General features: G+C 61.5%; 23 protein-coding genes and 2 pseudogenes. 6 read left to right on the top strand and 19 right to left on the bottom strand.

The annotated features are described in order from the left end of the window. Positions 1–96: 96 nt before the first annotated feature. On the top strand, positions 97–558 hold the full coding sequence (locus HY067_02150) for a heme-binding protein (GenBank protein MBI3526748.1): 462 nt from the start codon (positions 97–99) through the stop codon (positions 556–558). Positions 559–597: 39 nt separating this feature from the next. On the opposite strand, the gene miaA is transcribed toward HY067_02150, so the two are convergent. Both miaA and mutL read right to left on the bottom strand, forming a co-directional pair. Further along, positions 598–1,506, bottom strand: a complete 909-nt coding sequence (gene miaA / locus HY067_02145; GenBank protein MBI3526747.1) for a tRNA (adenosine(37)-N6)-dimethylallyltransferase MiaA — start codon at positions 1,504–1,506, stop codon at positions 598–600. A 121-nt stretch (positions 1,507–1,627) separates the two neighbouring features. Further along, positions 1,628–3,394: a DNA mismatch repair endonuclease MutL gene (mutL, locus tag HY067_02140; GenBank protein ID MBI3526746.1), complete on the bottom strand. Its 1,767-nt coding sequence runs from the start codon at positions 3,392–3,394 to the stop codon at positions 1,628–1,630. A 497-nt stretch (positions 3,395–3,891) separates the two neighbouring features. Between mutL and HY067_02135 the strand changes: the two genes are divergently transcribed. Next, positions 3,892–7,116, top strand: a complete 3,225-nt coding sequence (locus HY067_02135) for a hypothetical protein (GenBank protein MBI3526745.1) — start codon at positions 3,892–3,894, stop codon at positions 7,114–7,116. Positions 7,117–7,118: 2 nt separating this feature from the next. Here HY067_02135 and HY067_02130 read toward each other — a convergent pair whose 3' ends face one another. The 4 genes from HY067_02130 to HY067_02115 all read right to left on the bottom strand — a co-directional run bounded on the left by HY067_02130 (position 7,119) and on the right by HY067_02115 (position 10,525). Next, on the bottom strand, positions 7,119–7,691 hold the full coding sequence (locus HY067_02130; protein ID MBI3526744.1) for a nucleotidyltransferase family protein: 573 nt from the start codon (positions 7,689–7,691) through the stop codon (positions 7,119–7,121). A gap of 92 nt (positions 7,692–7,783) precedes the next feature. Next, on the bottom strand, positions 7,784–9,037 hold the full coding sequence (locus tag HY067_02125; protein MBI3526743.1) for an N-acetylmuramoyl-L-alanine amidase: 1,254 nt from the start codon (positions 9,035–9,037) through the stop codon (positions 7,784–7,786). An 83-nt stretch (positions 9,038–9,120) separates the two neighbouring features. Next, positions 9,121–9,597: a tRNA (adenosine(37)-N6)-threonylcarbamoyltransferase complex ATPase subunit type 1 TsaE gene (gene tsaE, locus HY067_02120; protein MBI3526742.1), complete on the bottom strand. Its 477-nt coding sequence runs from the start codon at positions 9,595–9,597 to the stop codon at positions 9,121–9,123. Then, positions 9,578–10,525, bottom strand: a complete 948-nt coding sequence (locus HY067_02115; GenBank protein ID MBI3526741.1) for a LysR family transcriptional regulator — start codon at positions 10,523–10,525, stop codon at positions 9,578–9,580. Before HY067_02115 ends, tsaE begins: the two co-directional genes overlap by 20 nt. A gap of 134 nt (positions 10,526–10,659) precedes the next feature. On the opposite strand from HY067_02115, the gene ilvD reads away from it, so the two are divergent. Then, positions 10,660–12,360: a dihydroxy-acid dehydratase gene (ilvD, locus tag HY067_02110; GenBank protein ID MBI3526740.1), complete on the top strand. Its 1,701-nt coding sequence runs from the start codon at positions 10,660–10,662 to the stop codon at positions 12,358–12,360. Positions 12,361–12,402: 42 nt separating this feature from the next. Here ilvD and HY067_02105 read toward each other — a convergent pair whose 3' ends face one another. The 5 genes from HY067_02105 to HY067_02085 form a co-directional block, all read right to left on the bottom strand. Beyond that, a complete protein-coding gene (locus tag HY067_02105) occupies positions 12,403–13,170 on the bottom strand; it encodes a hypothetical protein (protein MBI3526739.1) in 768 nt (255 codons plus the stop codon). A 59-nt stretch (positions 13,171–13,229) separates the two neighbouring features. After that, entirely contained in the window at positions 13,230–13,592 is a 363-nt protein-coding gene (locus HY067_02100; protein MBI3526738.1) for a hypothetical protein, read from the bottom strand. A 169-nt stretch (positions 13,593–13,761) separates the two neighbouring features. Then, positions 13,762–13,968: a DUF465 domain-containing protein gene (locus HY067_02095; protein ID MBI3526737.1), complete on the bottom strand. Its 207-nt coding sequence runs from the start codon at positions 13,966–13,968 to the stop codon at positions 13,762–13,764. Positions 13,969–14,010: 42 nt separating this feature from the next. Next, entirely contained in the window at positions 14,011–14,703 is a 693-nt protein-coding gene (locus HY067_02090; protein ID MBI3526736.1) for an intradiol ring-cleavage dioxygenase, read from the bottom strand. A gap of 265 nt (positions 14,704–14,968) precedes the next feature. Continuing rightward, positions 14,969–15,118, bottom strand: a complete 150-nt coding sequence (locus HY067_02085) for a hypothetical protein (protein ID MBI3526735.1) — start codon at positions 15,116–15,118, stop codon at positions 14,969–14,971. A gap of 97 nt (positions 15,119–15,215) precedes the next feature. Between HY067_02085 and HY067_02080 the strand changes: the two genes are divergently transcribed. After that, positions 15,216–16,115 carry a dihydrodipicolinate synthase family protein gene (locus HY067_02080; GenBank protein ID MBI3526734.1) on the top strand — a complete coding sequence of 300 codons (900 nt, stop codon included), beginning with the start codon at positions 15,216–15,218 and terminating at the stop codon, positions 16,113–16,115. After that, a complete protein-coding gene (locus HY067_02075) occupies positions 16,112–17,671 on the top strand; it encodes an alkaline phosphatase (GenBank protein MBI3526733.1) in 1,560 nt (519 codons plus the stop codon). Before HY067_02080 ends, HY067_02075 begins: the two co-directional genes overlap by 4 nt. A 140-nt stretch (positions 17,672–17,811) precedes the next feature. Here the strand turns inward: HY067_02075 and lpoB are convergent, their stop codons facing one another. The 6 genes and pseudogenes from lpoB to HY067_02045 form a co-directional block, all read right to left on the bottom strand. Next, a complete protein-coding gene (gene lpoB / locus HY067_02070) occupies positions 17,812–18,396 on the bottom strand; it encodes a penicillin-binding protein activator LpoB (protein MBI3526732.1) in 585 nt (194 codons plus the stop codon). Between the two features lie 33 nt (positions 18,397–18,429). Beyond that, positions 18,430–18,867, bottom strand: coding sequence for a DUF1425 domain-containing protein (locus HY067_02065; protein MBI3526731.1), 438 nt, complete (start codon positions 18,865–18,867; stop codon positions 18,430–18,432). Positions 18,868–18,898: 31 nt separating this feature from the next. After that, positions 18,899–20,362: a hypothetical protein gene (locus tag HY067_02060; GenBank protein ID MBI3526730.1), complete on the bottom strand. Its 1,464-nt coding sequence runs from the start codon at positions 20,360–20,362 to the stop codon at positions 18,899–18,901. Positions 20,363–20,399: 37 nt separating this feature from the next. Further along, positions 20,400–20,924: a hypothetical protein gene (locus tag HY067_02055; protein ID MBI3526729.1), complete on the bottom strand. Its 525-nt coding sequence runs from the start codon at positions 20,922–20,924 to the stop codon at positions 20,400–20,402. Positions 20,925–20,976: 52 nt separating this feature from the next. Then, positions 20,977–22,074, bottom strand: a complete 1,098-nt coding sequence (locus tag HY067_02050) for a mandelate racemase/muconate lactonizing enzyme family protein (protein ID MBI3526728.1) — start codon at positions 22,072–22,074, stop codon at positions 20,977–20,979. Positions 22,075–22,228: 154 nt separating this feature from the next. Then, positions 22,229–23,137: pseudogene (locus HY067_02045) on the bottom strand (alkaline phosphatase). Positions 23,138–23,299: 162 nt separating this feature from the next. Between HY067_02045 and HY067_02040 the strand changes: the two are divergent. Beyond that, a pseudogene (locus HY067_02040) lies at positions 23,300–23,840 on the top strand (type II secretion system protein). Here HY067_02040 and HY067_02035 read toward each other — a convergent pair. Together HY067_02035 and HY067_02030 are read right to left on the bottom strand one after the other, a co-directional pair. Beyond that, complete coding sequence (locus HY067_02035; GenBank protein MBI3526727.1) at positions 23,837–24,445, bottom strand: lytic transglycosylase domain-containing protein; 609 nt, start codon at positions 24,443–24,445, stop codon at positions 23,837–23,839. The pseudogene HY067_02040 and the gene HY067_02035 overlap by 4 nt on opposite strands. Positions 24,446–24,562: 117 nt before the next feature. Further along, positions 24,563–25,468, bottom strand: coding sequence for a DMT family transporter (locus HY067_02030; GenBank protein ID MBI3526726.1), 906 nt, complete (start codon positions 25,466–25,468; stop codon positions 24,563–24,565). Between the last annotated feature and the right edge of the window lie 16 nt (positions 25,469–25,484).

The following is a 25,484-nucleotide window of genomic DNA, read 5'->3' as shown; positions in this document are numbered from 1 at the left end:
GTTTTTTGCGCCCGGTCCACAACAGCCAGGCATTCCGGCCTGGCCAAAAGACAACCGTTGCCTCGAGGAGGAACCATGTTTTCAGCAAGGAAATTGATGTCCCTGTGCCTTTTTGCATTGTTTGGTTTGCTGTCCTTGCATGCTTCCGCGCAACTCGCGGACAAGAAGGTCCTGACCCTGGAGGGTGCCAAAAAAGTCGCCGCCGCCGCGGAAGCCGAGGCGAGGAAGAATAACTGGAACGTGGTGATCGCAGTGGTTGATGACGGCGGGCATCTGGTCTACCTGCAACGCATCGATGGTACGCAGACCGGCAGCATCGACGTGGCCATCCAGAAGGCGCGCACCGCGCAGGCTTTCAAGCGCCCGACCAAGGTATTCGAAGACGCGATTGCCGGCGGCCGCAATGCATTGATCGCATTGCACGGCGCCTTGCCATTGGAAGGCGGCCTGCCGATCGTGGTCGGCGGGCAACTGGTCGGCGCCATCGGCGTAAGCGGCGTGAAATCCACCGAGGACGGCCAGATTGCCAAGGCCGGCGCGGATTCGCTCGGCAACTGATTGTCGATTTACCGGGAGCGTGCACAACGCTCCCGTTCTTTACCGCTCGAGTTGTTCCGGCAGCCAGGCTTCGATCTGTTCCTGCAGATCTCCGGCCAGGCAGTCGAATTCCCTGACGTCTTTGGTGGCGCGAAGCCAGGTCAGTTGCCGTTTTGCCAGTTGCCGCGTTGCGGCAACAGCCTTCTCGCGCAGCACGCCCAAGCCGTACTCACCGTCCAGGTATTGCCATACCTGCCGGTAACCCACGCAGCGCATCGACGGCAGATCGGGTTTCAGGTCGTAGTTCTCGCGCAGTTCGCGGACTTCGTTGATCAGTCCCAGTTCGAGCATGAGCTCGAAGCGGTCCGCTATGCGCTGATGCAGCACGCTGCGTTCGCCCGGAACCAGAGCGAGCGGAATCAATCGGTAAGGCAGTTCGGCCGGCTTGTCCGTCGCAATCAGTTCCGACATCGGTTTGCCGGTGAGATAGAAGATTTCCATCGCACGCTGGATGCGCTGCGAGTCGTTCGGATCGAGCCGTTCCGCCGTGGCCGGGTCGACGCGTTCCAGCTCGCGGTGGATCGCCGGCCAGCCGACGTCGGTGGCCATCGCGTCGATCACCAGGCGCGTGTTCTCATTGGCAGCCGGCAAATCCGACAACCCTTCGCGCAGTGCCTTGAAATAAAGCATGGTGCCGCCAGTCAACAGCGGTACGCGGCCGCGTTCGACGATGTCGACCATGACTTCCAGTGCGTCGTCGCGGAATTGCGCGGCGGAATAATTTTCCGTGGGATCGATGACGTCGATCAGGTGATGCCGCACTCTCAGCCGGGTGTCGAGGTCGGGCTTGGCAGTGCCGATGTCCATGTGTCGGTACACCAGCGCCGAATCCACACTGACGATCTCGACGGGAAAACGCCGCGCCAGCTCCAGCGCGACGCCGGTCTTGCCGCCAGCGGTGGGACCCATCAACAGAATTGCCGGTGGCAATTCTGTCGAGGTTCGAGGGACGAGGGACGAGGTTCGAGTCAAGGCGGTTGCACGAGGCGCAAGCTTTCACTCGGCCCTCGGCCCTCGTTCCTCGGCCCTGTCATTTTCCTCTCATGAACATGCGGTCGAGTTCGCCGATACTGACCTGGAACCAGGTCGGCCGGCCGTGGTTGCATTGACCGGAGCGCTCGGTGGCTTCCATCTCGCGCAACAGCGCGTTCATTTCCGGAATGGTCAGGGAGCGACTGGCCCTGACGGCCGCGTGGCAGGCCATGGTGGACAGCATCTCGTTCTGACGCTCGGCGAGCACGCGGCTGCCGCCGAACTCGGCGATTTCGTTGAGCACGTCGCGGGCGAGTTGTGCCGAGTCGGCCTGCACCAGCGTCATCGGCACCGAACGCACGGCCAGCGCGCTCGGCGCGATGACGGCCAGTTCGAAGCCGAGCCGGGAAAGCGTGGAAGGATTTTCCGCGGCGGTAGCGACTTCCAAAGCACTGGCGGTCAGGGTGGCGGGTATCAGCAATTGCTGGGTAGGGATACCGTCGTCGTCGAGCGCGCTCTTGAGCTTTTCGTAAACGATGCGCTCGTGTGCAGCATGCATGTCGACCACCACCAGCCCGTGCCGGTTCTGGGCAAGGACATAGATGCCGGATAGTTGTGCCAGCGCGAAACCCAGCGGGTGTTCTTCGTCCCGCGGCATCGGAACGGACGGGCGGCCGGGCACAGCCGCAGTTGCCGTTCCGGCCGCGCCAAACAGCGTGGCATAGAACGAAGCCGGCTCGTTGGTCAGCAGATCGATGCCGGGCTGCCGGAAAAAACCGCCATCGACGCGAAACGCCGCGGGCGAAGGCGCGGGTTCGCCCCCGGCCGTGCGACCGGCGCGGGTGGCGGATAGCGCTTTCTCCAGCGCGTGAAACACGAACTGATGCATGCCGCGCGAATCGCGGAAGCGCACTTCGATCTTGGTCGGATGCACATTGGCATCCACCAGCGCAGGATCGAGTTCCAGGAACAGCACGTACGCCGAATGACGGTCGTGATGCAGTACGTCGTGATAGGCCTCGCGCACCGCGTGTGCCAGCATTTTGTCGCGCACAAAGCGGCCGTTGACGAAAAAATACTGCGCATCGCGCGAGCTGCGTGAATAGGCCGGCTGCGCCGCCAGACCGTGCAGGCGGAGGCCCGCGTTGCCCACGTCTACGGGCAGCGACGCGGCGACAAATTCTTCTCCGAGAACTGCATGAATACGCTCGTGCGGGCTGGCGGCCTGCAGATGCCATTGCGCGCGGCCGTTGTGGGTCAGCACGAAGCGCACGTCCGGGCGCGACAGCACGAGCCGCTTGAAGGTTTCTTCGCTGTGCGCGTATTCGGTTTGCGGGCTGCGCAGGAATTTGCGCCGTGCCGGCGTATTAAAGTAAAGGTCGGACGCTTCGACGATCGACCCGGCGGCTACGGCAGCAGGCTCGGGTGCGGATATCGCGCCGCCGCTGGCCTCGATCTTCCATGCAAGCGCACTGCCGGCCGCGCGGCTGGCGAGGCTGAAATGAGAGACGGCCGCGATGCTGGCCAGGGCCTCGCCACGGAAACCCAGGCTGGCGACGCTTTCGAGGTCTTCGAGAGACGTGATCTTGCTGGTGGCGTGGCGCGCGAGAGCGAGAGACAGGTCGTCTTTGCCGATTCCGCCGCCGTTGTCGGCCACGCGGATCTGCCTGATGCCTCCGTCCGTGAGTTGCGTCGAGATTTCCGTGGCTCCGGCGTCGAGGCTGTTTTCCAGCAGTTCCTTGAGCGCGGAGGCGGGCCGGTCGACCACTTCGCCGGCGGCGATCTGGCTGATCAGGAGGTCGGGCAACAGGCGAATGGCGTGCATCGAGGCGGCATCGGAGTTCGACCTGATTATAGCCGGGGGCGGCGCTGTTCAGGCCCGGGATTACGCTGTCCCAACGGGGACGCATCCGCACGGCTGAGTTCACGTTGGCGCGCCGCTTCGGGTTTCTTTCAGGGGTGATTTTTATTGTCCCACTCTTCGACTCGCACACGGTACGCACCGTGTTGGGCAAAAGGCAGGGTACGGCGCAAGCATGTCGGGCCACTGCCTTCGAACGAAGCTGGTATCGAACGAGGCGATGAAGGCGCCCTGGACTGTCCCCCAAGGTCCTGGAAGGACATGGTCAAGGCCAATTTAAACCTCTTCAGGCCTAGACGTGCGCCCCGCCAAGCCTAATAATTAGATGTATATCAAGGCTTCTCCGGCGAGAGGCCTTGTTCGTTTCCTTTTCCCCGGTGCCGGGCGCGGCATAACGGGGCGTGTATGCGCTGGGCCGTTGCTGCTATTCCTGATTCCCGGGAACTGAGAAAGAACTAAGGATGGAAAATAGGACGATCTATTCGAAGACCGGCAAGGGCGTTCTGGAGATCAAGAATAAAGCCGGCAAGCTCTCCAAGGACCTTGTCAAGGTCCTGACATTGATCGACGGAAAATCATCCGTCGCCGACCTGATGTCCAAGTCAAGGCTCAGCGATGCCGAGATGAACAAGGCGCTGAACGACTTGTCCACCGGCGGCTACATCAAGGAATTCGCGAATACCTCCACCGGGGTGCGCAGCAGCGGTGAAGGTGCCTACGTGGATGACCTGGACTTCACCTCATCGCTCTCGCCCGGAAAAAACGTTTACCAGAATGCCCAGAGCGAGTGGCGGCAGCGCGAAACCGCGGACCGCGCGAAGGCAGAACAGGATGCGAAGCGCAAGCGCGAGGAGGAGGAGCGGCTGAAGAAGGAGAAGGCGGCCCAGCAAGCTCGCGAAGAAGGCGCGCGCCTGGCAAAGGTCGAGGCGGAGCGCAAGGCCAAGGAAGCCGCGGGACAGAAATTGCGCGAAGAAACCGATCGCAAAGCCAAGGTCGAGGCGGAAGTGATGGCGCAGACGCAGCGCGACCTCTCGAAGATACTGGAGGCCGAACGCAAGGTCTTCGAACTGGCCGAACGCAAGAAACTCGAAGAACAGCAGGTGCGGACCTCGGAAAACGCCGCGCGCCGCGCTCGCGAGGAGATCGAGCGCAAATTCAAGGAGGAAGCAGAACGCAAGAAGCGCGAGGAAGAGGAACGCAAGCGCAAGGAAGAGGAGGACAGCAAGCGTGCGGAAGACGATCGCCGCCGTCGCGAGGACGAAGAACGCAAGCGCAAGGAAGATGAAGTGCGTCAGCGTCGGGAAGCCGAAGAACGCAAGCAGCGCGAAGACGAAGAGCGCAGGCGCAAGGAAGATGAAGAGCGCAAGCGCAAGGAAGAAGCGGAGCGCAAGCGTCGCGAGGAGGAGGAACGCAAGCAGCGCGAGGAAGAAGAGCGTAAACGCAAGGAGGAAGAGGAACGCACGAAGCGTGAGGAGGAAGAGCTTAAGAAACGCGAGGAAGAGGAGCGCAAGCGCAGGGAAGACGAAGAGCGCAAACGCAAAGAGGAAGAAGAGCGCGCGCGCGCGGAAGCGGAGCGCAAGCGCAAGGAAGAGGAAGAACGCAGGCGTCGTGAGGACGAAGAGAAGCGCGCGCGACGGCAAGAGGAAGACCGCAGGCGCCGCGAAGAGGATGAGCGCCGCCAGCGCGAGGACGAAGAAGCAGCCCGCGCCCGCGGAGAAGATCCGGTCGCCGACCGGGAAGCGCAAGATCGCCGCAACCGCGAAGACGAGGAACGTCGCCAGCGCGACGCGCAGGACAGGCAACGACGCGAAGAGGAAGACGAGCGCCGCCGCCGTGAAGATGATGAGCGGCGTGAGCGCGAAGACAAGGACCGCCGTCGTCGCGAGGATGATGAACGGCGCGAGCGCGAAGAAGCCGACCGTCGCCGCGAAGAAGAGTCGCGCAGGAAGCGCGAAGAAGAGGAGCGCGCGAAACAGGCCGCCTCCGCGAAGAGTGATCTGCCGGAGTTCGATCTGTCCGGTTTGAGGGCAATGGAGTCGCAGGTCGCGGCCGAATTCGAAAAGCAGCAGGAGGAATTGCGCAGGCGCGAGGAAGAGGAGGAGCGTCACCGCGAGCAGGAAGAGCAGGCCCGCATGGCCATGGAGCGCGCCGAACGCGAAGAGCAGGCGCGTATGGAGGCCGAACGGCGCGAGGCGGAGGATCAGGAACGGCGCGAGCGCATGGACCGCGAGCGCCAGGATCGGGAGGAAAGGGAGCGCAAACGTCAGGAAGAAAAGGAAGCGCGCATCCGCGAGCAGGATGAAGCCAAGGTCATACGCGAGCAGGAGCGCCAGCGCCAGGAAGCGATGAAGGTCGAGAACGAGCGGCGCGCGCGCGAGGACGAGCTTGCAAGGCGGCGCAAGGAGCAGGAAGGGCGCGATCGCAAGCGCGCGGAAGTCGATGCGCTGAAGAAGCAGAAGGGGATCAAGACGCCGCTGGACCGTTTGAAACCGGTCATCATCGGTGTTGCGGTGCTGATCGTGGTCGTCATCGGCGGCGTGCAGCTGGTGCCGATGAACGCCTATGTTCCGGCAATCGAAAAACTGGCATCCGAACACATCAAGGAACCGGTATCGATCGGTTCAATGCATGTGTCGATCCTGAGCGGATTCACGATCAATCTTCAAAACATCAAACTGGGTACAACCCAGGACGTGAAGATCGACAAGGTCTCGCTGTCGCCGGAGTTCGGATCGGTGTTCGGAGACGTCAAGATCCTCCGCAAGGTGGAAGTGGATTCGGCAACGGTTGCGGAAGAGGTATTGCCGCGGTTGCCCAAATGGCTGGAAGCGGCGGTCGCCGACAAGAACATGCAGATCGACCGCGTCGCGATCAAATCGATCAAGATCGAGTCCCGGACTGCGAACGTCCCGCCTTTCGACGCCGATCTGCAGCTATCGCCGGAAGGCTCGATACAGAAGGCCGCGCTGTCCACTACCGACGGCAAGTTGAACCTGGAGTTCGTACCCCACGACAACCAGATCGATATCGCAATGAGCGCTGCAAAGGGCTGGGTGCCGCCGCTCGGACCCCAGATCGAATTTACCGATCTCACGGTGAAGGCGGTGGCTGCGCACAACCAGATCAGGGTCGAGAAGTTCGAGGCGCTGCTTTATGGCGGTGCCGCCAAAGGCAGCGCCATCATAAACTGGGGCGGACCATGGTCGGTGGAAGGGGAGGTCTCTACCGAGCGCATCAGCCTCCAGGAGCTGATGGCATTGTTTACCCGTGAAGCCAAGTCGACGGGACAACTGGAATCCGGGCTCCGTTACTCACTGACGTCGCAGGGGCTCGCGACGCTGTTCGATTCGCCAAAGATCGATGGAACCTTCGACATCAAGAAAGGCGACCTGGATGGCGTAGACCTGGTGCGTGCGCTGCAGTCGGGTGGACGGGGTGTTACACAGGGTGGAGCAACCCGCTTCGAGGAAATCAGCGGGACGCTGACACTGTCGAATGGCCGCTATCAGTACCGCAATATGAAGCTGTCTTCCGGATTGTTGTCGGCCACCGGGGCATTCGAAGTCTCTAGGAACAAGGACGCCACCGGACGCATTTCGATCGAGTTGAGGTCGCAGGCCGCCCAGATAAGGGGTAATTTCACCGTGGATGGTGATCTCAAGGCCATCGTCCTGAAACCGAATTGAAGTCATCCGGCCGGCCTGTCCAGGTCGGCCGCCGTATCGATGTCGCGCAGAATCCCAGGATCGTTGCAATCGACGATATCCAGGTCGCGGGGGTGGCGTCCGATGACCGAGCGCGCGCCCTCGTCGCCCGCGAGTCTCAGCAATTCGTCCAGATAGCGGCGTCCGAACGCGACCGGGTGGCCGCGCTGGCCACGATAGGCCGGAATCGCGATGCGGCCGGATTGGACGATGCGTTCGACCACCGTATTGATCGTCTGCGGCAGTACAAAAGGCATATCTCCCAGCGCGATGACCCAGCCGTTCGCATCACGGCTCGCGTCGATGCCGCATACGAGGCTGCGGGCCATGCCCAGATGGGCATCGGGGCAAATCCGCACGGCAATGCCCTCTGCCTCCAGCAACTCGCGCAGCGCATCGTCGCCGTTGCGCACGACTGCCACGACTTCCGGCAATGCCGCGCGCAGGTTGCGAAGCGATGCGACGCCTATGGGTGTGCCATCGGCCAACGGATGCAGCAGTTTGCCGCCGCCGAAGCGGCTGCCGCTGCCGGCGGCGAGCAGAATTCCGGTAATCATCAGTAAACGGTGATCAGTGACCGGCAAACAGTCAAAGCGAAGAACGGATCATTGCACGAGAACGAATCTGTTCACGATTCACCGTTCGCCAATCAGTTCTGTGCCAGCTTTGAACGCGCCAATGGCGGATTCGCGGAGAAGTATTTCCTGATGCCTACCAGGATTGCCTGCGCCATCTTGTCCTGATATTTCTCGTCCTTGAGCTTTTTCTCCTCCTCGGGATTGGTGAGGAAAGCGGTTTCGACCAGGATGGACGGAATATCCGGCGCCTTGAGCACCGCGAAGCCGGCTTGTTCGACGTGTGCCTTGTGCAGGTCGTTGACGCCGCCTATCTCTCCAAGTACCGCTTTGGCGAGCTTCAGGCTGTCGTTGATGGTCGCTGTTTGCGACAGGTCGATCAGCACCTGTTTCAACGTCGGGTCGGCTACGTCGATGTTTACGCCGCCGATCAGATCCGCCTCGTTCTCTTTTCTTGCAAGCCAGCCTGCGGCGGCCGAAGTGGCTCCTCTTTCCGACAGCGCGAACACGGATGAGCCGCGCGCGTGTGGTTTGACGTAGGCATCCGCATGGATCGAGACAAACAGATCGGCCTGGACCTTGCGTGCCTTGATTACACGATTGACCAGCGGAATGAAATAGTCGCCGTCGCGGATGAGGATGCCGCGCATGTTCGGCTCGTCGTCCACCAGCGCCTTGAGTTTCCTTGCGATTGCCAGCGTGACATGCTTTTCATGCGTGCCGCTGCGGCCTTTGGCGCCGGGATCCTCGCCGCCGTGGCCCGCATCGATCGCGACGGTGATCAGACGTGCGACATCGGCAGCGGGAACCGCTTTCCTGCCGGCCGGCACCGTTGCGGGAGTAGGTGCGCCGTTGAAGATCGCTGCCGGTTTTTCGGATTTCTCGGGACTTTCGGCGGACGAAGCGCTGGCGGGCGGCGATTCCTTCTTGTCGAGCAATGCCATCACCGGGTCGGCAGGCTCCACCAGCGGATAGACGTCGAGCACCAGACGGTAACCGTATTCGCCGACCGGCTTGAGCACGAACACCTGCGGCTTGACCTGTGCTTTCAGATCCAGCACCAGGCGCACGACGCCCGGCTTGAAGCGACCGATGCGTACTCCGCTCACATACGGATCAGCAGGTGAAATCTTGGCGGGAAGCTGCTCGAGTGTGGCGTTGAATTCCACATCATCGAGATCGAGGACGAGTCGTGCGGGTGTCCCCACCGTGAAGACGTTGTAGACGATCGGTGCATCGGATTCGAGCGTAAGGCGCGTGTATTCCTGCGCGGGCCACACCCGTACCGACGCGATCTGGGTTGCCGCGAATCCCGGTGCCTGCAACATCACCAGCAAACTCGCCGTGAACACGGCGTACCGCGACAGCTTCCCATACCCGTCGGAACTTCGCGGGTGGTCAAACCGAAAAATCAATCTGGCAAGCGTTCCAAACAACGTTTTCCGTGCTCCGTTTCCGCGGCGATCCGTATTCGCCGGCCGTCGCCTTCTACGCTCAACGATATTTTCAGGTCCGGCACGGGCAGCAGATCGCGCACTCGCTCCGGCCATTCCACCAGACAGAGGTTGCGAGGCTCGAAGTGGTCCCGAAAGCCTGCATCCAGCCATTCTTGCGGATCGTTGAACCGATAAAAATCAAAGTGATATAAGTCTAACTTGGAAAGATTATAAAGTTCAACCAGTGTATAGGTTGGACTTTTTACCTTTCCCTGATAACCGAGGCCGTGCAGGATGCCTCGCGCCAGGGTGGTTTTGCCACTACCTAGGTTGCCCGAAAGCGCCACGTACAATCCGGGCACGAGCACATGCGCCAGTCGGCTGCCCAGCGCCAACGTGGCCGCTTCGTCCGGCAAGAATACCGAGCGCTCGTCAACGGCGGCGTCGCTCATGTGACTGACCTTCTTTTTCGCGGCGTGCTCGCGGCGTGCTCGCGGCGTGCGCCGTTTGCAAGGCGGTATCGACAAAGACTCGCAGCGCCGGCAGATCGTCGCCGCGCCGCCAAGCGAGATGAACCTCCGTGAGCGGACTGCCGTCTTTCAAGAATTTGTAGGTCACCCCGGTGCGCTGCAGATTGGTGAGCGACGCCGGTATCAGCGCCACCCCGAGTTCGGCGGACACCAGGCTGACGATGGTCTGCATCTGGATCGCCTCCTGTTCCACCCGCGGGCTGAAACCCGCCGCCTTGCAGCAACTGACGACATCGTCGTACAGGCCGGGGGCATACGGTCGCGGAAACAGGATGAACGGCGCGTCCTTCAGTTTTTCGAGCGCGAGCTTGCCGGGTTTGCGCGCCAGCGGATGTTTTTCGGGCAGCGCCGCAATCAGCGGTTCGCGCAGGATAGAGACCGACTCGAGCGACGGATCGTTGATCGGGGGCAGCACGAAACCAACGTCGATCCGGCCGGCGAGCAAGTCGCGGATCTGCGCATCGGTGGTCGATTCCCGCAAGGTAAGATTGACCAGCGGGAAGCGGCTGCGGAACTCGCGCAACACGACCGGAAGCACGTTGTAGTCCGCCACGCTGATGAATCCGATCGCAAGCTCGCCGATCTCGCCGCGACCCGCCTGCTTGGTCGTCAGCACCGCCTGCTCGACCCGTGCCAGAATATGCCGCGCCTCCCCGAGAAGCGCATCGCCGGCCTGGGTCAGCGAAACATGGCGCTGGGTGCGATTGAGCAGCGTCAAGCCGAGTTCGTTCTCCAGCGCGCGGATCTGCATCGACAGCGGCGGCTGCGAAATGTGCAGTTTCTCCGCGGCGCGGCCGAAATGCAGTTCCTCGGCGACGGCGACAAAGTAACGCAGGTGGCGTAGTTCCATCTGATTCATAAAAAGTATCAAAACCACGTAAATAATATATTAGACGCCGCATCTCGGCGCGGCCAGACTCCGCTCCCTGAGACAGTCTTCCCCCATGCGGGACGCGGCAGCTACAACTCAAGTGAGGAGAAATCATGGCAGACAACTGGCGCAGCAAACTGATCACCGCGGGCGTTACCCGCTCGCCGAACCGCTCGATGTTGCGCGCCGTCGGATTCAAGGACGGTGACTTCGACAAGCCGATCGTCGGCGTGGCCAACGGCCATTCCAACATGAATCCCTGCAATGCCGGCATCCAGCCGCTGGTCGACCGCGCCATGGACGCATTGCGCGAAGCCGGTGCCATGCCTCAGGTGTTCGGCACGCCCACCGTAACCGACGGCATCGGCATGGGCACCGACGGCATGAAATATTCGCTGGTCTCGCGTGAAGTGATCGCCGACGCCATCGAAACCTCGGTCAACGGCCAGATGATGGACGGCGCGCTGGTCGTCGGCGGCTGCGACAAGAACATGCCGGCTGGAATGATGGCGATCGCGCGGATCAACGTGCCAGCGATCTACGTCTACGCCGGCACCATCAAGCCGGGCAAGTGGAAGGGTCAGGACCTGACGATCGCCAGCGCGTTCGAAGCAGTGGGTGCATTCAGCGCCGGCAAGATCAGCAAGGAAGATTACGAGGGTATCGAGAAGAACGCCTGTCCGACCGTTGGCGCCTGTGGCGGCATGTACACCGCGAATACGATGTCCACGTCCTTCGAGGCGCTGGGCATGAGCCTGATGAGTTCCTCGACCATGGCTTCGCCGGATGCGGAGAAGGCCGATTCCGCCGCGGCATCGGCCAAGGCGCTGGTCAATGCGATCAGGAAAAACATTCGTCCTCGCGACATCATCACCCGCAAGTCGATCGAAAACGTGGTCAGCCTGGTGATGGCCACCGGCGGGTCGACGAATGCGGTCCTGCACTATCTGGCGATCGCCTCGGCGGCGGAAGTCGAGTGGACCATCGACGACTTCGAGCGCGTCCGCCGCAAGGTGCCGGTGCTGTGCGACCTCAAGCCGTCCGGCAAGTATGTCGCCACTGATTTCCACAAGGCCGGAGGCGCGCCACAGGTACTGAAGATGCTGCTGGTCAATGGTGTGCTGCACGGCGATTGCATGACCATCACCGGCCGCACCATCGCCGAGGAACTGGAGCACATTCCCACCGAGCCTCGGCGCGATCAGGACGTGATCCGTCCGTGGAGCAACCCCATGTACGCGCAGGGCCACCTTGCCATCCTCCGGGGCAACCTGGCAACCGAGGGCTGCGTCGCCAAGATCACGGGACTTAAGAATCCGTCGATCACCGGACCGGCGCGGGTGTTCGATTCCGAGCCGGAGGTCATGGCGGCGATCATGGAACGCAAGATCAAGGCCGGCGACGTGGTGGTGATCCGCTACGAGGGGCCGAAGGGCGGACCCGGCATGCAGGAAATGCTGGCGCCGACTTCTGCGCTCACCGGTCAGGGTCTGGGCGATTCGATCGGACTGATCACCGACGGACGTTTCTCGGGTGCGACCTGGGGGATGGTGGTCGGCCATGTTGCGCCGGAAGCCTTTGTGGGCGGCACCATCGCGCTGGTAAAAGAAGGCGACTCGATCACCATCGACGCGCACAAACAACTGATCCAGCTCAACGTTTCCGATGATGAACTGGCCAAGCGCCGTGCGGCGTGGAAGCAACCCAGGCCGCGTTTCACCCGTGGCCTGCTGGCGAAGTACACGCACCTAGTGTCCACTGCGTCGATCGGCGCAGTCACGGACCTGCATTTATTCGACGAGCCGAAAAAATAACCGGTCAGCTTTGCCGGCCGGATGGCGGCGAACCGCCTGAAATTACTTCATCGGGCCGGAGCCCTTGCCCCAGCTTTGGTAGCGGATGCGGGAGAATTCGATGTATTCCGCCAGGAATTTCTGCTGCAAGGCATCCGGGACCTCGTCGCTCGCGCCATCCTTGTGCAACTGCGCGAGGTCGGAGCCGCTCAAACCGGCGACGTAGTGCGTACTGACCTTGGTGAGTCCCCCGGTGCCGATGATGTCGTACAGGCGTGACGCGCGGATGCGCGCGGCAATATCTGCCCCCGGTGTACCGTCCTTCACCATCTGTTCGATCTCGCCGATGGTCAGGCCGGGTGCGTTGATGTTGCCGGGGATCGCGGTCACCCAATCGGGCAGGCCCTGCGGTTTCCCGTAAGTCGAGTAGCGCGCGACGTATTGCGCATCGGCCATGCCGTTGCCGCCACCGGCGAGGTTGGCCAGGTCCACCGGTTGCGGATAGCAGGAGACGCAGCCACCCAGGGATTCTCCCAAGACCCAATAGCGGGTGAGCAGATCCACGTCGTTGAGGAATGCTTGCTGCAGATAGTCGAGCACCTTCGGCGGCACGCCCGCTTCGGCGAGTTTGCCGAAATCGGATCCGCGTAGCGCGTAGGTAGTTTTGGAACTGCCGATGCGGTTGATGACCTGCTCCGGCTGGCCGTTCTTGCTCAGGTTTACGACTTCCGAAATCGGCGTTGCCTGGCGCGGCGTTATGACCGAGCAGGCGCCGAGCAGCAAGGCGAATATGGCCACGGACAAAAGGGTACGGAATTGGGTGATGAACATGATCGGCTCCCGGGTGGCTGGGCGCGTCTTGCAGACGTCACCCCATCGGCCTTTAACGATCAACGCGGAACGACGATGACAGGCCGATGGTAGCAGTAGAAGCAATCGTGCCACCAATATGTGCTTTCATATTGCATGCGCGCGTTCCAGCGAATGCTTTCGGCGTAGGCGTTCTGCATGTAGTCGAGCACCGCTTCGGGTACGCCCTGTTCGTGCAGCTTGACGATCTGCGAGGCGGTCAGGGGATAGACCGCGCGGGTCTCCTGCAGTTCGCGAACGATCTCCTCGGCTGGCTTGCCGGCTTTCGCCATTTCCACGATCTGCTCGACAGACGGCGGAGGCCGGCGCTGCATGCCAGCGCAACCGCTCAACAGGACCAGACCGAGGAAAATGGCGGCGAGATGGGGAAAATAGGCGCGCATGGGGTGATGGGCCGGATTGTCTTCGGTGTGAGACCACCAGAAGTCAGCCCGGGTTCAACAAATGCACTAGGGTTCAACAAGTGCGCCATGGTTCAACAAAAACGCCATGGTTCAACAAGAACGCCATGGTTCAACAAGAACGTCATGGTTCAACGCAGGCGAGGGACGGTCAGGCTGAAATATCAGGCACCAGTTGCCGCTCGAGTATGGAAATCTGGTCTTTCAGCAGCAGCTTGCGTTTCTTCAGGCGCTGCATCTGCAGTTCGTCGAGCTTCTGGCCGTGCGACAGGCGCTCGATCACATCGTCGAGGTCGCGGTGCTCGATCTTCATGACCTCGAGCCTGCTGCGGACCAGCTGGATCTCCTCCTCCGTCAGTTCCATTGGGGCCTCCAGCCCGGTTGATCGATCATGTTTCAACTATAGGCCAAGACGGGCCTGCCGGTAGGCCGCCGGCAGGGCGCCACGCTGAAGCCGGCCGTCATCCGCCAGCACGATATTGAATTCTCCGGCCAGTTCGCCAGCGGTTGCGGATGAGGGCGCCAGCGCGACGATCAGGCGCGCGCGCGCCCTGCGATCGCGAACGCCGGACAGGAGGAAGTCGCGTTCATTTTCCGGCGCGCCCGCGACGTACATCTGCGTGGTGAAAGTACCGAAGTCTTTGCGCGTCAGGGCGAAATGAATATGGGGCGCACGGCCGGGGTAGGCGACCGGCTTGACGGTGCGAAAACGATAGGCGCCATCTGCACCGGTAACCGCTGTTCCATAACCCTGGAAATTCGGGTCGATCGGTTTGTCGCTGTTGTCGCCGGCATGGTGATAGCGCCCGTAACCGTTAACCTGCCAGATCTCGACGCGTACGCCGGCCTGCGGGCGGCCCTTCTCATCGAGCACTTGCCCGGTGATGTTGGTGATCATTCCATAGGCAATGCCCGAGCGGCCGCTTACCGAAACCAGATCATTGTCCTGGTCGAGCGGAAACGTGAGCGGATAGAACGGTCCGCGCATCTGTGCCGGCGTCGGCACCAGATCCGTCGCCCACGCGGGTAGCGCCGCACTCGCGGCCAGAGCACCCGCGGTCTCGAGAAACTCCCTGCGCCGTACATCCATCATCGTGATCGGCTCCTGCTGTTGAAAACCCGCAAAGCAAACCGGAAATCTCAACACGAAGGCACGAAGAACACGAAGAAAGGCAGAGCAAGAAAACACTTGTCTACGCAAAGGCGCAAAGACGAGGAAAATCTGTACATGCTTATTCTTCGTTCTCTTTCGTGTTCCCTTGTGTACCCCTCAAGGGGGTATAAAAAAAGAATTCTTCGTGCCTTTTGTCCACGCTGATCATGCGACCGACCGAAGTCGCCGGGCTGACGCGCCGCGACTACACCGGACATTCGAGCCGCTTCAGCTCGGCGGCGTCCCTCACCGCTCCGTCGATCACGGCGCCCGCGAGTCCCCTCACCTTGGTGGCGGTGCCCATCAGATTGCCCATTGCCGCAATCTCGAGCCCGTCCTGCATCACGTAAACCAATATGGAATGGAAAAATGGTACACCGATTCTCCGCAGTGGCCGCGGAATTTGAGGCAGCGGCGGTGAGCGTATAGGATGCAGCCCGGGAGGAATCGCAATGAACGATAACGACGTGCCGCACGGAATCTACCCGATGCTGTATGCTTTTTTCAACGCACAGGGCGGCCTGGACAGGCAGGCCACTCGACGGCAGGTACAGGCCTTCATCGACAACGGCGCGCACGGCATGGCCGTGCTGGGGCTCGGCACCGAGGTCAACAAGCTGTCGGACATCGAACGACATCAACTTGTGGACTGGGTGGCCGAGGAACTCGACGGCAGGTTGCCGCTGGCGATCACGGTCAATGCGCCTACGGTCGATGCGCAGGTCGAGTTCGCGAAGTTCGCGCATTCGCGTGGCGCGTCCTGGGTGATCCTGCAGCCGCCGCCGGATCGAGGCGTGCCCGAGGAATTCTTCATTCGCTTCTTCGGTGCGGTGGCCGATCGCGTCGAATTGCCGGTCGCCGTCCAGAACGCGCCGGACTACCTCGGCGTGGGGTTGACGCCGGCAGGCGTAAAAACACTGGCGAGAAATCATCCGAACTTTCGCATACTCAAAGGGGAAGGGCCGGCGCTGTCGATCCGGCAATTCATCGACGAGGCCGGAGAGAGCCTCATGGTATTCAATGGCCGCGGCGGACTCGAACTCATCGACAACCTGCGTGCCGGGTGTTCAGGCATGATTCCGGCCTCCGATACATTCGACCGCCAGGCGCGCATATTCGATCTTCTGCGCGAAGGTGCGGAGACCCATGCCGAGGCGCTCTATCGCGAGGTGCTGCCCGCGATCGTCTTCGTCATGCAATCACTGGATACGTTGCACACTTACGGCAAGCGGATTGCCGCGATGCGCCTCGGGCTCGGAGAAGTATTCGATCGCGCGCCGGCGCTGCGGCCGAACGCCTTCGGAATGCGCTGTGCCCAACGTTACGCCGCCGCACTGGGACCACTTGAATGACCGATAAATTTATTTTGGGAATTATTGCCGCCGCCATGCTGGCATTGCAGACTGCCGTGGCAGGCGCGCAATCCCCGGAAGAATGGTTCCGCAGCGGACGCGCCGCAGTGGAAAAAGCCAAGCAGGAAAAACCCGTCATGGGTCACGCCAGGAACGTGATCCTGTTCCTCGGCGATGGCATGGGCATCTCCACTGTCACCGCGGCGCGCATCTTCGAGGGTCAGCAGCGCGGCATGTCCGGAGAGGAGAACCAGCTTTCATTTGAGAAGTTGCCTTACGTCGCTTTGTCCAAAACCTACAGCGCGAACCAGCAGACCTCGGACTCCGCGCCGACCATGAGCGCGATCGTGACCGGCATGAAAACCAACGACGGTCTGATATCGGTGAACGAAAGGGTCGCGCGTGGCGATTTCCGCGCGGTGGCCGTCAACTCGGCCAAGACCATCCTCGAGCGCGCGGAAGATCGCGGTATGGCCACCGGCGTGGTCACGACCACCCGCATCACCCATGCGACGCCGGCTGCATGTTACGCGCACTCGCCCGACCGCGACTGGGAAAGCGACGCCGACCAGCCGGATGCGGCCAACGAGTCCGGCTTTCCCGACATCGCCCGGCAACTGGTCGAATTTTCGCACGGCGATGGACTGGAGGTGGCACTGGGCGGGGGGCGTGTGAAGTTCCTGCCGCGCACGGTGCATGATCCCGAGTATCCGGACAAAACGGGAGAGCGCCACGATGGCCGCGATCTGACCAAGGAATGGCAGACACGCTACCCGAAATCGGCTTACGTCTGGAACAAGGCGCAGCTCGATACGGTGGACACCAAACAGGTCAGGCATCTGCTCGGCCTGTTCCAGCCTTCGCACATGCAATACGAGCACGATCGCGCCAAGGATGGTGCCGGCGAACCCTCGCTCACTGAAATGACGGGCAAGGCGCTGGATATTCTTTCGCAGCACCAGAAAGGGTATTTCCTGATGGTGGAAGGTGGCCGCATCGATCACGCGCATCATGCGGGCAACGCGTTTCGCGCACTCACCGATACCGTCGAGTTCGCGCGTGCGGTGAAGCTCGCGATGGAGCGCACGGATCCGCGTGACACTTTGATCATCGTCACCGCGGACCACAGCCACACGTTTACCATCGCCGGTTATCCCAGGCGCGGCAACCCGATTCTAGGCAAGGTGATCGAGCCCGGCCATCCCACCAAGGAATATGCGCAGGATGCGCTCGGCCAGCCGTATACCACGCTGGGTTACGTCAACGGCCCCGGCTATACCGGTCAGTCGATAACGCAGCCGGAGGGGTCGAAAAAATTTCCTCACCACGGCCCCGGATATCACGGCATAACGAATGGCAGGCCGGATCTGACCGGCGTGGACACGACGGCGCCGGACTACATGCAGGAATCGACGATGCCGATGGAAAGCGAGACGCATGGCGGCGAGGATGTTGCGATCTACGCACGCGGCCCGCAGGCTCATCTGATTCGCGGCGTCCTCGAGCAGCACGTCATCTTCCACGTCATGGCGGAAGCGCTGGGGATGAGCGACTAACCCCCTCTCCCCCAACCCTCTCCCGCCAGGGGAGAGGGAGTTTTGATGCAATAATAAAGACGACCATTGGTCGCCTTTTATTTTAGGGCTTGAACTAGGGCTCCCTCTCCCCTGGCGGGAGAGGGCCGGGGAGAGGGGGGTTATTTTGTCGTGGTCTTGCGGATTTCCTTCTCGTCCGTCCATTCCAGCAAGCCGTTCTGCACGTTCCAGAGTTGCAGGTTGAACTTGTAGTACACGTCCTTCACGCCCTTGGCTTCCTTGACGATCGAAGTGATGTTGCCCTCGAGACGAAACGCCGCGCCGACCATCCTGCCGATTTCGGCTGATTTCTTGGCATCGTAGTAGTCGCTTTGCTGGCGCTTCAGCTCCTCGATCTGCTGCTCCATCGCCGCCGCATCGACCGCGAAACGCACCCGGCCGCTCTTCTGCAATTCGACCCGGATCGAGTCGGTGATCGCGCGCGTATCGATGTACTCGCTGGTCTTGTTCTTGACCTCCTGCACCGTCATGATCGGCAGATTCCCGCCCGCCACCACCGGTGTGTTGAGCATCGAGCGCGTCATGGATTCGGCGATCATCTGCAGGTCCGTGGAACCGAACTGGTTGGTCACGGTTTCGACGCCGCGCGCGTCGCCGTAACGGGTTTTCTCGGCGCAGCCGGAAAGGCCGGCGGCCGCGCACAGTGCGAATGCGGCGATGAGCCGGGCAGAGGGGAATTGCATCATGAGGTCACTCCTTCGAAATGATCGGTTGCGTTGTTATTTGTCCTGATCCATGACCACGACCCTGAAGTCCGTCGCTTCCTGCGAGGGCGACATGGTGGTCACCGTGTAAAGCGTATTGCCGTAGATCAGCACCGGCTTCCACGATTCGTCGTCCCAGGCGCGCATGCCTTCCTTGTCGAGCCAGCGGAAGCGATAGGCGATGCGGCGTACTTCCTTGCTCTCGTTCTTCAGATCCACGTCGATGCGCAGCAGGCTGGCGCGTTCCGAGCAGCGCAGGTCCGCGACCTCGATCTTGGGCAGGGAGCCGGCGATTTCGAGTTTCGCCTTGATCAGATCCTCCTTGGATTCGATCTTCTTGTTATCGCCGGTCGGGCAGCCGTAGGCAAAACCGGGGCGCTCGAACTTGCTGCCGCCGCACCCGGCTGCGGCGATCGATGCGATCAGGATGGTGGCAAGTACGCGCAGGTTCATGTTTTGCTCCTGGAGTAAGGTAACGTGATGGTCAAAACGTTCCCGCCGTCATAGTCGTTGACCGGGTGAGAATACGCTGGCGTTCCAGGGCTTCGGGGCCCGGTTTTCCGGCCGGCAATGCCGCGGGGAGGATCGCGAAAGTGGCTCCGCCCAGAAATCGCAATCCAATCACGGCGTAACGGCCCGATACGCCGAAGCGTATGTTTTGGCCGCCAGGACCGGCCCCGAAGGCGAGGGTGTGCTCGCCGGACCGAATGCGCGCCCGCGCGATCGCAATTTGCCCCGGCAACGAGCGCCACCCGCGTTCGTCCGCCGATTCGGTGACGATCGACCCGATTGCCAGCGCAAACGCCGCGAGCCCGGTCTGGTCATTCTTGCCCGCCTGATACTGCGCTATCGCCTTGGAACTCGAACGAATGATACCTCTGAGCATGATGCCCGGCATTTCTTCCTGCAAGGCCTTGCGCGCCATCAGGTCGAGGCTGGTGATGACGGTGGTGCTGATCGGAGCCTCGCCCTGTATCTGCAACTGCGCGGGCATGAAGGAAGGCTGGGTCGGTGCCATGACAGGGAACGACACCGGCACGATCAGCAACCGGCCTCGGTAGGGAAAAGGCAGGCTGAATTGTCGCGACCGCCGCGCCGGCGCCGTTCCCGACTCGATGACGAACAGCACATCGGTGTAGCCGTCGTCCCTCGCTGCGACGCGTGTATCCAATCCCGCCAGAGCGTCTTCCAATGGCGGGTGGTTCGGTTGCAATTCGATTGCTTGCCGGTAACCGGCGGCGGCAAGGCTGGGTTCACCGAGCGCTTCATAGACGAAGCCGGCAAGGTAGTGGCTGAACGCGCTCTCATAGCTGTTCTTGAGTGCGTTGATTTCCGGGCTGTCGATGGTCTGCACCGGATAGCCGTTCAATTCCTTGAAACTGGTCTTCATGCCGCGCGTCTTCGCTTCTTCCTCGGTCTTCTGCAGTTCCTTTTTCCTCAATTCTGCAATGACCGCCTCGCGCTCGTGCGTCCTCTTGATGTCCACGCGGGCGGTTTCGAAATCGCCGCGTGCGAGATGATCCAGCGCGAGGCGGGTCGTGAGCATGACCTTCTCGTAATCGTGGCCTTCGTAAGGGATTGTCTTGTCGTTGAGCACCACGCTGGTGACGCTGCCGAGCAGTTTCTCCGGATTGGCGAGCGCCGTTTTTTCCCACGCCTGCACATGCGCATCCGCGGCCACCCACGCTTTCTCGCTTTCGTCGTATCGATGATTGAGGCGCTGCAGCTCACCGAGTTCCAGGTAGTAGAGCAGGTCCTTGGAACCGAGCTTGTTGTTGCCTTCGAGCCGCTTGATTGCGCCGTCGACGTTACCTGCCGCCGCCAGATTGATGGTACTGGTCAGTTCGGAATCGTAGCTGCGAAACGTGGCGCAGCCCGATAGCATGGTCAGCAGCAGGGCGGTTGCCGCAGTACGGGCGCGGAAAAAAGAAGGGGGGAAGGCTTTCAAGGCGGAGTCCTGCTGGCAACAACGCCGCAGCCGTGCGTCAGTTGACGGTGCGGCCGACGTCTTCTTCGGAAGGAGCGTGCGTGAACGCCGGCACCGCGAGCGCGAGATTCCACTCGGCCTTGACTGCCGTGTCCTGCACAAGTTTCATCAGGCCGTGCAGCAGCGTGTCGCTTAACGCCAGATCCACGCCATTTCCCTGTGATGGCTGGAGCGACAACACGGTCTGGCCCCTCTCGTTGCGGCGTGCACGCACTTTGCTCACCAGCATCGGCGCGTTGCCCAGCGGGTGCTCGCGCTCCGGTTCCTGAGTGGCCTTTGAGAATTTCACCTCCTGCAGCGCCTTTTCGTGCTGCAATCCCAGCAGCGCCTTGCGCGCCTCGGGATTAGGCTGCATCTGGATGTCCGGCTTGGCCTGCGCCGTTTGCAGCAGTACCGGCCAGATGCGCTTGACCAGGCGCCGTGTCAGCCAGAACTGGATTTCGGCTTTCTTGTCGAAAAACACCCGCACCATCAGGCGGTCCTCTTCGGCGTGGAACTCCACGGTGATGCGTTCGAGATTCATGAGGGACAATTTTACGCGCAAGCCGTCCGGCAGCAGAATCCCCGGAGCCGAGTCAGTCGGCGCGATAACGGCGGATGACTTCGGGATCGGGGTCGAATCCCAATCCGGGCGCCTGTGGTACGGCAATCGATCCGTTTTGAGGAATCGCCTGGTTGCCATAGAGCCGTGCCTCCAGGTCGAAGTACCGCCATTCCACCATTGATCCGCGGCCCAGCGCGGCATTGACGTGAACCCCCGCCAGGAAGGCCGGGCCGTCATAAAAGCTGTGCGGCATTACCGTCACGTTGTACGCAGCGGCGAGCGTGAATACCTTGCGCAGTTCGGAAACACCGCCCATCTTGGCCGGGCTGGGCTGGACGAAATCCACCGCGCCGGCATCGAACAAGTGCTTGAATTGTGCAACCGTGGTGGCGTTTTCTCCGGCCGCAACGGGGATGCCGCCGTGCGCGCGAACATGCGCCAGCGCCGTGTGGTCTTCCGGGGGCCATACCGGCTCCTCGAGCCAGCGCAGGTTCAGCGGCCGCAGCTTTTGCGTCATGTCCAGCGCTTCGCGCAGCGTCCACGGACAGTTCACGTCGAGCATGATGTCCACGTTGTCGCCGGCGACCTCGCGCGCCGCGCGCGCCGGCGCGACTTCGATTTCATGCAGCTTGATATGGCGGTAGCCCTGGCTCAATGCGCGCTCGACATTGGCCGCTACCCGTTTCGGTTCGGTGTAGCGGATCATGCTCGCGTAGCAGGTCAGTTGCGGTTTGCCGCCGCCCAGCAACTGGTGCACGGGCTGATGCGCAACCTTGCCGGCGATGTCCCACAGTGCGATGTCGAGGCCGGACAGGCCGAAGATAATCGGGCCGCTGCGCCCGAAGATATGCAGCTTCTGCTGGATTTCCTGCGTCAGGCTTTCGATGGCCAGTGGATCGCGGCCTATGCACATCGGCGCCAGGATCTGGTCGATCGCGACCTTGGTGGCAGGAATGACGTTGTAGCCGAAGGCTTCGCCCCAGCCGGTGACGCCGGCGTCGGTGCCGACCTTGACCAGCAGTACGTCCGCGGTCTGCCAGGCTTTCCCGCCCCAGGCCTCAGTGTCCGACGGGCCGCCGCTGGTGTAGGGAATATGCAGCACCATCGTTTCGATTTTATCGATTTTCATTGTTGTTCTCCGGCAAGCTCGGCGGGAAGAGAGGCGAATGATAGGCGACGAGCAGCGCGCGTGCACGCGAGAAGACTGCCGGCGGGACAAAGCAAAGAAATAAAGGGCGTTGCGACCGCAACGTCCTTCGCAGACTCCGGGAAAGACCCGGAGATCAATCGTCTTCGCGAGTACCGCCGAGCGCGGCCTGGCCGAGCTTGAAAAACACATCGGAATTGTCCATGACGCCGGTGAACATCCGGGCGCCCGGCCCGAAAGCCGACAGTGGAATGTCCGATCCGGTATGTACGGCGGTGGTGCCTTCGACCTGTCCGGTGACCAGGAAGCCGCCCGCAATGTCGCGCTTCAACGGGTCCAAAGGATAAGTGTTGAGCGGCGCCGCGCCGTTGAATGGCTGCTGGCTGTCGCGTATCGGTTGCGCGTTGGTCAGCCAGTCTTCGTAACGGTCGGCGTTCGCGCCGTAGCCGATTAGCATCTTGCGGTCGATGTCGGTCGCGACCGGATAGCCGTCAGCGGCAATGGTGTACTTCGGAAATCCCGCGGTATCGTAGTTGCCCACGACACCGTTGCGCTCGTTGCCGAGTACCTCCAGCGCCTTCTTCGTCATCTCGTCGAGCATTGGCTGATCGGGGAAGCCATAGTCGTCGACGACAGTCGAGGTGCCGCGACGCTTGCCGATCTTGTCGAGCGAAACGTTGACGCCGTCATGACCATGCCGGTGACCGGGAAGGTATCCATCGCCAGCGGTGCTTTCGCCTTCCCCTGGACTACGCCGTTGGCCACGATGCGCGCGGCGGTTCGGTGCGAAGCACCCATGCCATCGCCGAGCATGATGATGTTCCTGACCTTCTTGCCGCCGAATTTGATCGGCAGGGACCTCAAAGTTGCCTTCGCGGGAAACCGATTGCCCGTCGCTCTGCGTGGCGGTAACGCGCAGGGTATGCAGTCCGGGACGATCTTCATCGTGTGCGCACAAAGAGGCTACGGTCGCGCCGGCGGGTGCCGCGGCGACCAGGCCATCGGTCTTCAGCGTGACGCTGCCGCACACAACGCGGCCATCCATCGAGAACTGCACCGACTTGATGGTTGCGCCGCTACCTGGTCGACCGTCCCTCCGGGCGAAGCGGGGAAGGGCGGCGTGTTCGATGTAAAAAGCGGCGCACCGGGCGTGGCATTGGACGGGAGCAAATATGGGGACTGGTAACCGGCAATCGGCAAATCAATGATGAAGAGCGATGGGGCAGTGGAGAGGAGTTTCCCCTATCCAGCCTCGAGTTGCGGTTTCACTTACATCGGGCTGCTCATCCTGGTCGCGCTCATGAGCATCGTGCTTGCGGCAACAGGCCTGGTCTGGCACACGGAAACGCAGAGGGAAAAGGAGCGCGAACTGTTGTTCGCCGGAGAACAGTTCCGCCGGGCGATAGGGGCGTACTACGATCGTTCGCCGGGAGAGAAAAAGTGGCCCGGCAAGCTCGAGGACTTGTTGCACGACCGCCGCTTTCCGACTACGCAGCGCTATCTGCGCCGGCTTTATGTCGATCCGATGACCGGCAGTGCGGATTGGGGATTGGTGAAAGGACCAGAAAGTGAAATCGTCGGGGTCTATAAGTCGCTCGGACCAAACCCCGTTCAGGCAGGCAAACCTCGGTCCCCGCCACGAAAACTTTTCCGGGGCGCAGCACTACAGTGACTGGAAATTCCTGTTTGTGCCCGATTTGCCTGAGGATCGGACTGCGGGACTTTGTCCGCGACCGCGAAAGGACTAGGAGGTCGTTCGGTATTTCTTGTAGTAAGTCATGACCCGGGGAACGTAGGTCATGGTTTCCTGAAAGGGCGGAATGCGGTTGCCGGCCCTGACCACTGCATTCTCGCCGGCGTTGTAAGCGGCGACGGCAAGCTGCAAATCGTTGTTGAACATCCGGATCAGATCGCGCAGGTAGCGTGCGCCGCCGCTTATGTTCTGCACGGGATCCAGCCGGTTCTTCACGCCATAGCGTTTTGCCGTCTCGGGCATCAGTTGCATGAGGCCGGCAGCGCCTTTGCGTGAACGTGCAAACGGGTTATAGCCGGATTCTGCCGAGATCACCGCATGGATCAGGGCGGGTTCCAGGCGCGTGGCCTTCGCCGCGTCCTGGATGGGCTTGGCATAGCGCGCCCGCTCCTTTTCATCGTAGTGGCGGATTTCGCTGGCGAGCGTGTCGGCAACCGGGTCCGGCGTTCTCTTTTCCTTCAGATAAACCTTGAATCGGCTGTCCTGCGGCACGTTGGTGAAGTGCACCGTCCCGTCGGTGTCGACGTAACGGTAGATGTCGGCGTGCGCAATTCCGGCAGAAATCGCCGAAACCAGTAAGACGAGACGCTGGATTTTCATTTGAATCCTGAGTTTAGCAACTTCCAGGCCATTGCTCTTGTCTTGCCGCAGGCTACATGACCGGCCGGCGCGGCCACGACAGTTCCGGCTGAATTAACGGATCGGGCTCCGAAAGGTTTAGACCGGCGCGGTTCGGCGAGGCGGAATCAGCACGGTCGCCAGCGCCGCGATCACCAGTACCAGCGCGGCATACTCCTGCCATCGCGGCGACTCTCCGAGCAGCCATATGCCGCTGAATACGCCCACGATCGGAATCATCAGCGTGCTCAGCGAGGATACGCTGGGCGGTGCGGTAGTCGCGATCTTGAACCATGCCCAATAGCAGAAAATGAACACGAAAAACATGTTGTAGACGAGTCCGATGACGGCAGGAGTTCCGATCGGCCTCCAGCGGCCCCAGTCGATGATCAGTGCGCCGATCATGATCGGCAATCCGCCAATCAGCAGTTGCCAGGCGGTGAGTGCCGTGGTTCCCAGGCCCATTGGGTGGCGTTTCATCAATACCGTACCGAGCGCCCAGCCGAATGCCGCGCCTACAACCAGGATCGCTCCCAGCGGCGACGCTCGCATCACGGTGAATTCTCCGCCGATGAGGAGCGCCATTCCCGCCATCCCGAGCACAAGACCGAGCAGACGCCGGCGCGTGAGCTTTTCATGGAGAATGAATAAGGAGAGCAGCACAGCCCAGACCGGCATGCTGTACGCGAGGATCGCGCTACGCCCTGCGGGCAGCATGGTAAGTCCGTAACCGATGAACACGTTCCACAGCGTCACGTTACAGGCCGAGGTAACGATGAGCCGCGTCCATTGGCCCCGCGGCACGCGCAAGGACTGACCGCCCAGCCGCGCAATCAGGAAAAGGCCGGCCGCGCCGGAGCCGACGCAGAGGCCGCGGAATGTCCACACCGGCAACTCGGCCAGCGTCAGTTTCATCATCGGCCAGTTGACGCCCCAGCCGAACGTGAGCAATACGAGCAGCACCCACATCGAGCGGGGCAGGGTTTGATGATGTTGCGAGGGCATGGAGGATTCCCGAAAG

The organism is Betaproteobacteria bacterium (assembly GCA_016194905.1).
GTDB lineage: Bacteria > Pseudomonadota > Gammaproteobacteria > Burkholderiales > JACQAP01 > JACQAP01.
Note: the sequence above shows the minus strand (reverse complement) of the source record. Positions and strands in the feature narration are given on the sequence as shown.

What these genes read in the sequence shown, in the direction of transcription:
- HY067_02125 (MBI3526743.1), bottom strand. Translation starts at nt 9,037, where the DNA reads ATGTTGCAGGCACCGGGATTCGCGGCAACCCAGATCGCGTCGGTACGG.
- ilvD (MBI3526740.1), top strand. Translation starts at nt 10,660, where the DNA reads ATGGCAGACAACTGGCGCAGCAAACTGATCACCGCGGGCGTTACCCGC.
- HY067_02105 (MBI3526739.1), bottom strand. Translation starts at nt 13,170, where the DNA reads ATGTTCATCACCCAATTCCGTACCCTTTTGTCCGTGGCCATATTCGCC.
- HY067_02030 (MBI3526726.1), bottom strand. Translation starts at nt 25,468, where the DNA reads ATGCCCTCGCAACATCATCAAACCCTGCCCCGCTCGATGTGGGTGCTG.
- HY067_02050 (MBI3526728.1), bottom strand. Translation starts at nt 22,074, where the DNA reads ATGAAAATCGATAAAATCGAAACGATGGTGCTGCATATTCCCTACACC.
- HY067_02090 (MBI3526736.1), bottom strand. Translation starts at nt 14,703, where the DNA reads ATGATGGATGTACGGCGCAGGGAGTTTCTCGAGACCGCGGGTGCTCTG.
- tsaE (MBI3526742.1), bottom strand. Translation starts at nt 9,597, where the DNA reads ATGAGCGACGCCGCCGTTGACGAGCGCTCGGTATTCTTGCCGGACGAA.
- mutL (MBI3526746.1), bottom strand. Translation starts at nt 3,394, where the DNA reads ATGCACGCCATTCGCCTGTTGCCCGACCTCCTGATCAGCCAGATCGCC.
- HY067_02065 (MBI3526731.1), bottom strand. Translation starts at nt 18,867, where the DNA reads ATGAACCTGCGCGTACTTGCCACCATCCTGATCGCATCGATCGCCGCA.
- HY067_02115 (MBI3526741.1), bottom strand. Translation starts at nt 10,525, where the DNA reads ATGGAACTACGCCACCTGCGTTACTTTGTCGCCGTCGCCGAGGAACTG.
- HY067_02080 (MBI3526734.1), top strand. Translation starts at nt 15,216, where the DNA reads ATGAACGATAACGACGTGCCGCACGGAATCTACCCGATGCTGTATGCT.
- HY067_02035 (MBI3526727.1), bottom strand. Translation starts at nt 24,445, where the DNA reads ATGAAAATCCAGCGTCTCGTCTTACTGGTTTCGGCGATTTCTGCCGGA.
- HY067_02055 (MBI3526729.1), bottom strand. Translation starts at nt 20,924, where the DNA reads ATGAATCTCGAACGCATCACCGTGGAGTTCCACGCCGAAGAGGACCGC.
- HY067_02135 (MBI3526745.1), top strand. Translation starts at nt 3,892, where the DNA reads ATGGAAAATAGGACGATCTATTCGAAGACCGGCAAGGGCGTTCTGGAG.
- HY067_02100 (MBI3526738.1), bottom strand. Translation starts at nt 13,592, where the DNA reads ATGCGCGCCTATTTTCCCCATCTCGCCGCCATTTTCCTCGGTCTGGTC.
- miaA (MBI3526747.1), bottom strand. Translation starts at nt 1,506, where the DNA reads ATGGGTCCCACCGCTGGCGGCAAGACCGGCGTCGCGCTGGAGCTGGCG.
- HY067_02130 (MBI3526744.1), bottom strand. Translation starts at nt 7,691, where the DNA reads ATGATTACCGGAATTCTGCTCGCCGCCGGCAGCGGCAGCCGCTTCGGC.
- HY067_02150 (MBI3526748.1), top strand. Translation starts at nt 97, where the DNA reads ATGTCCCTGTGCCTTTTTGCATTGTTTGGTTTGCTGTCCTTGCATGCT.
- HY067_02075 (MBI3526733.1), top strand. Translation starts at nt 16,112, where the DNA reads ATGACCGATAAATTTATTTTGGGAATTATTGCCGCCGCCATGCTGGCA.
- lpoB (MBI3526732.1), bottom strand. Translation starts at nt 18,396, where the DNA reads ATGATGCAATTCCCCTCTGCCCGGCTCATCGCCGCATTCGCACTGTGC.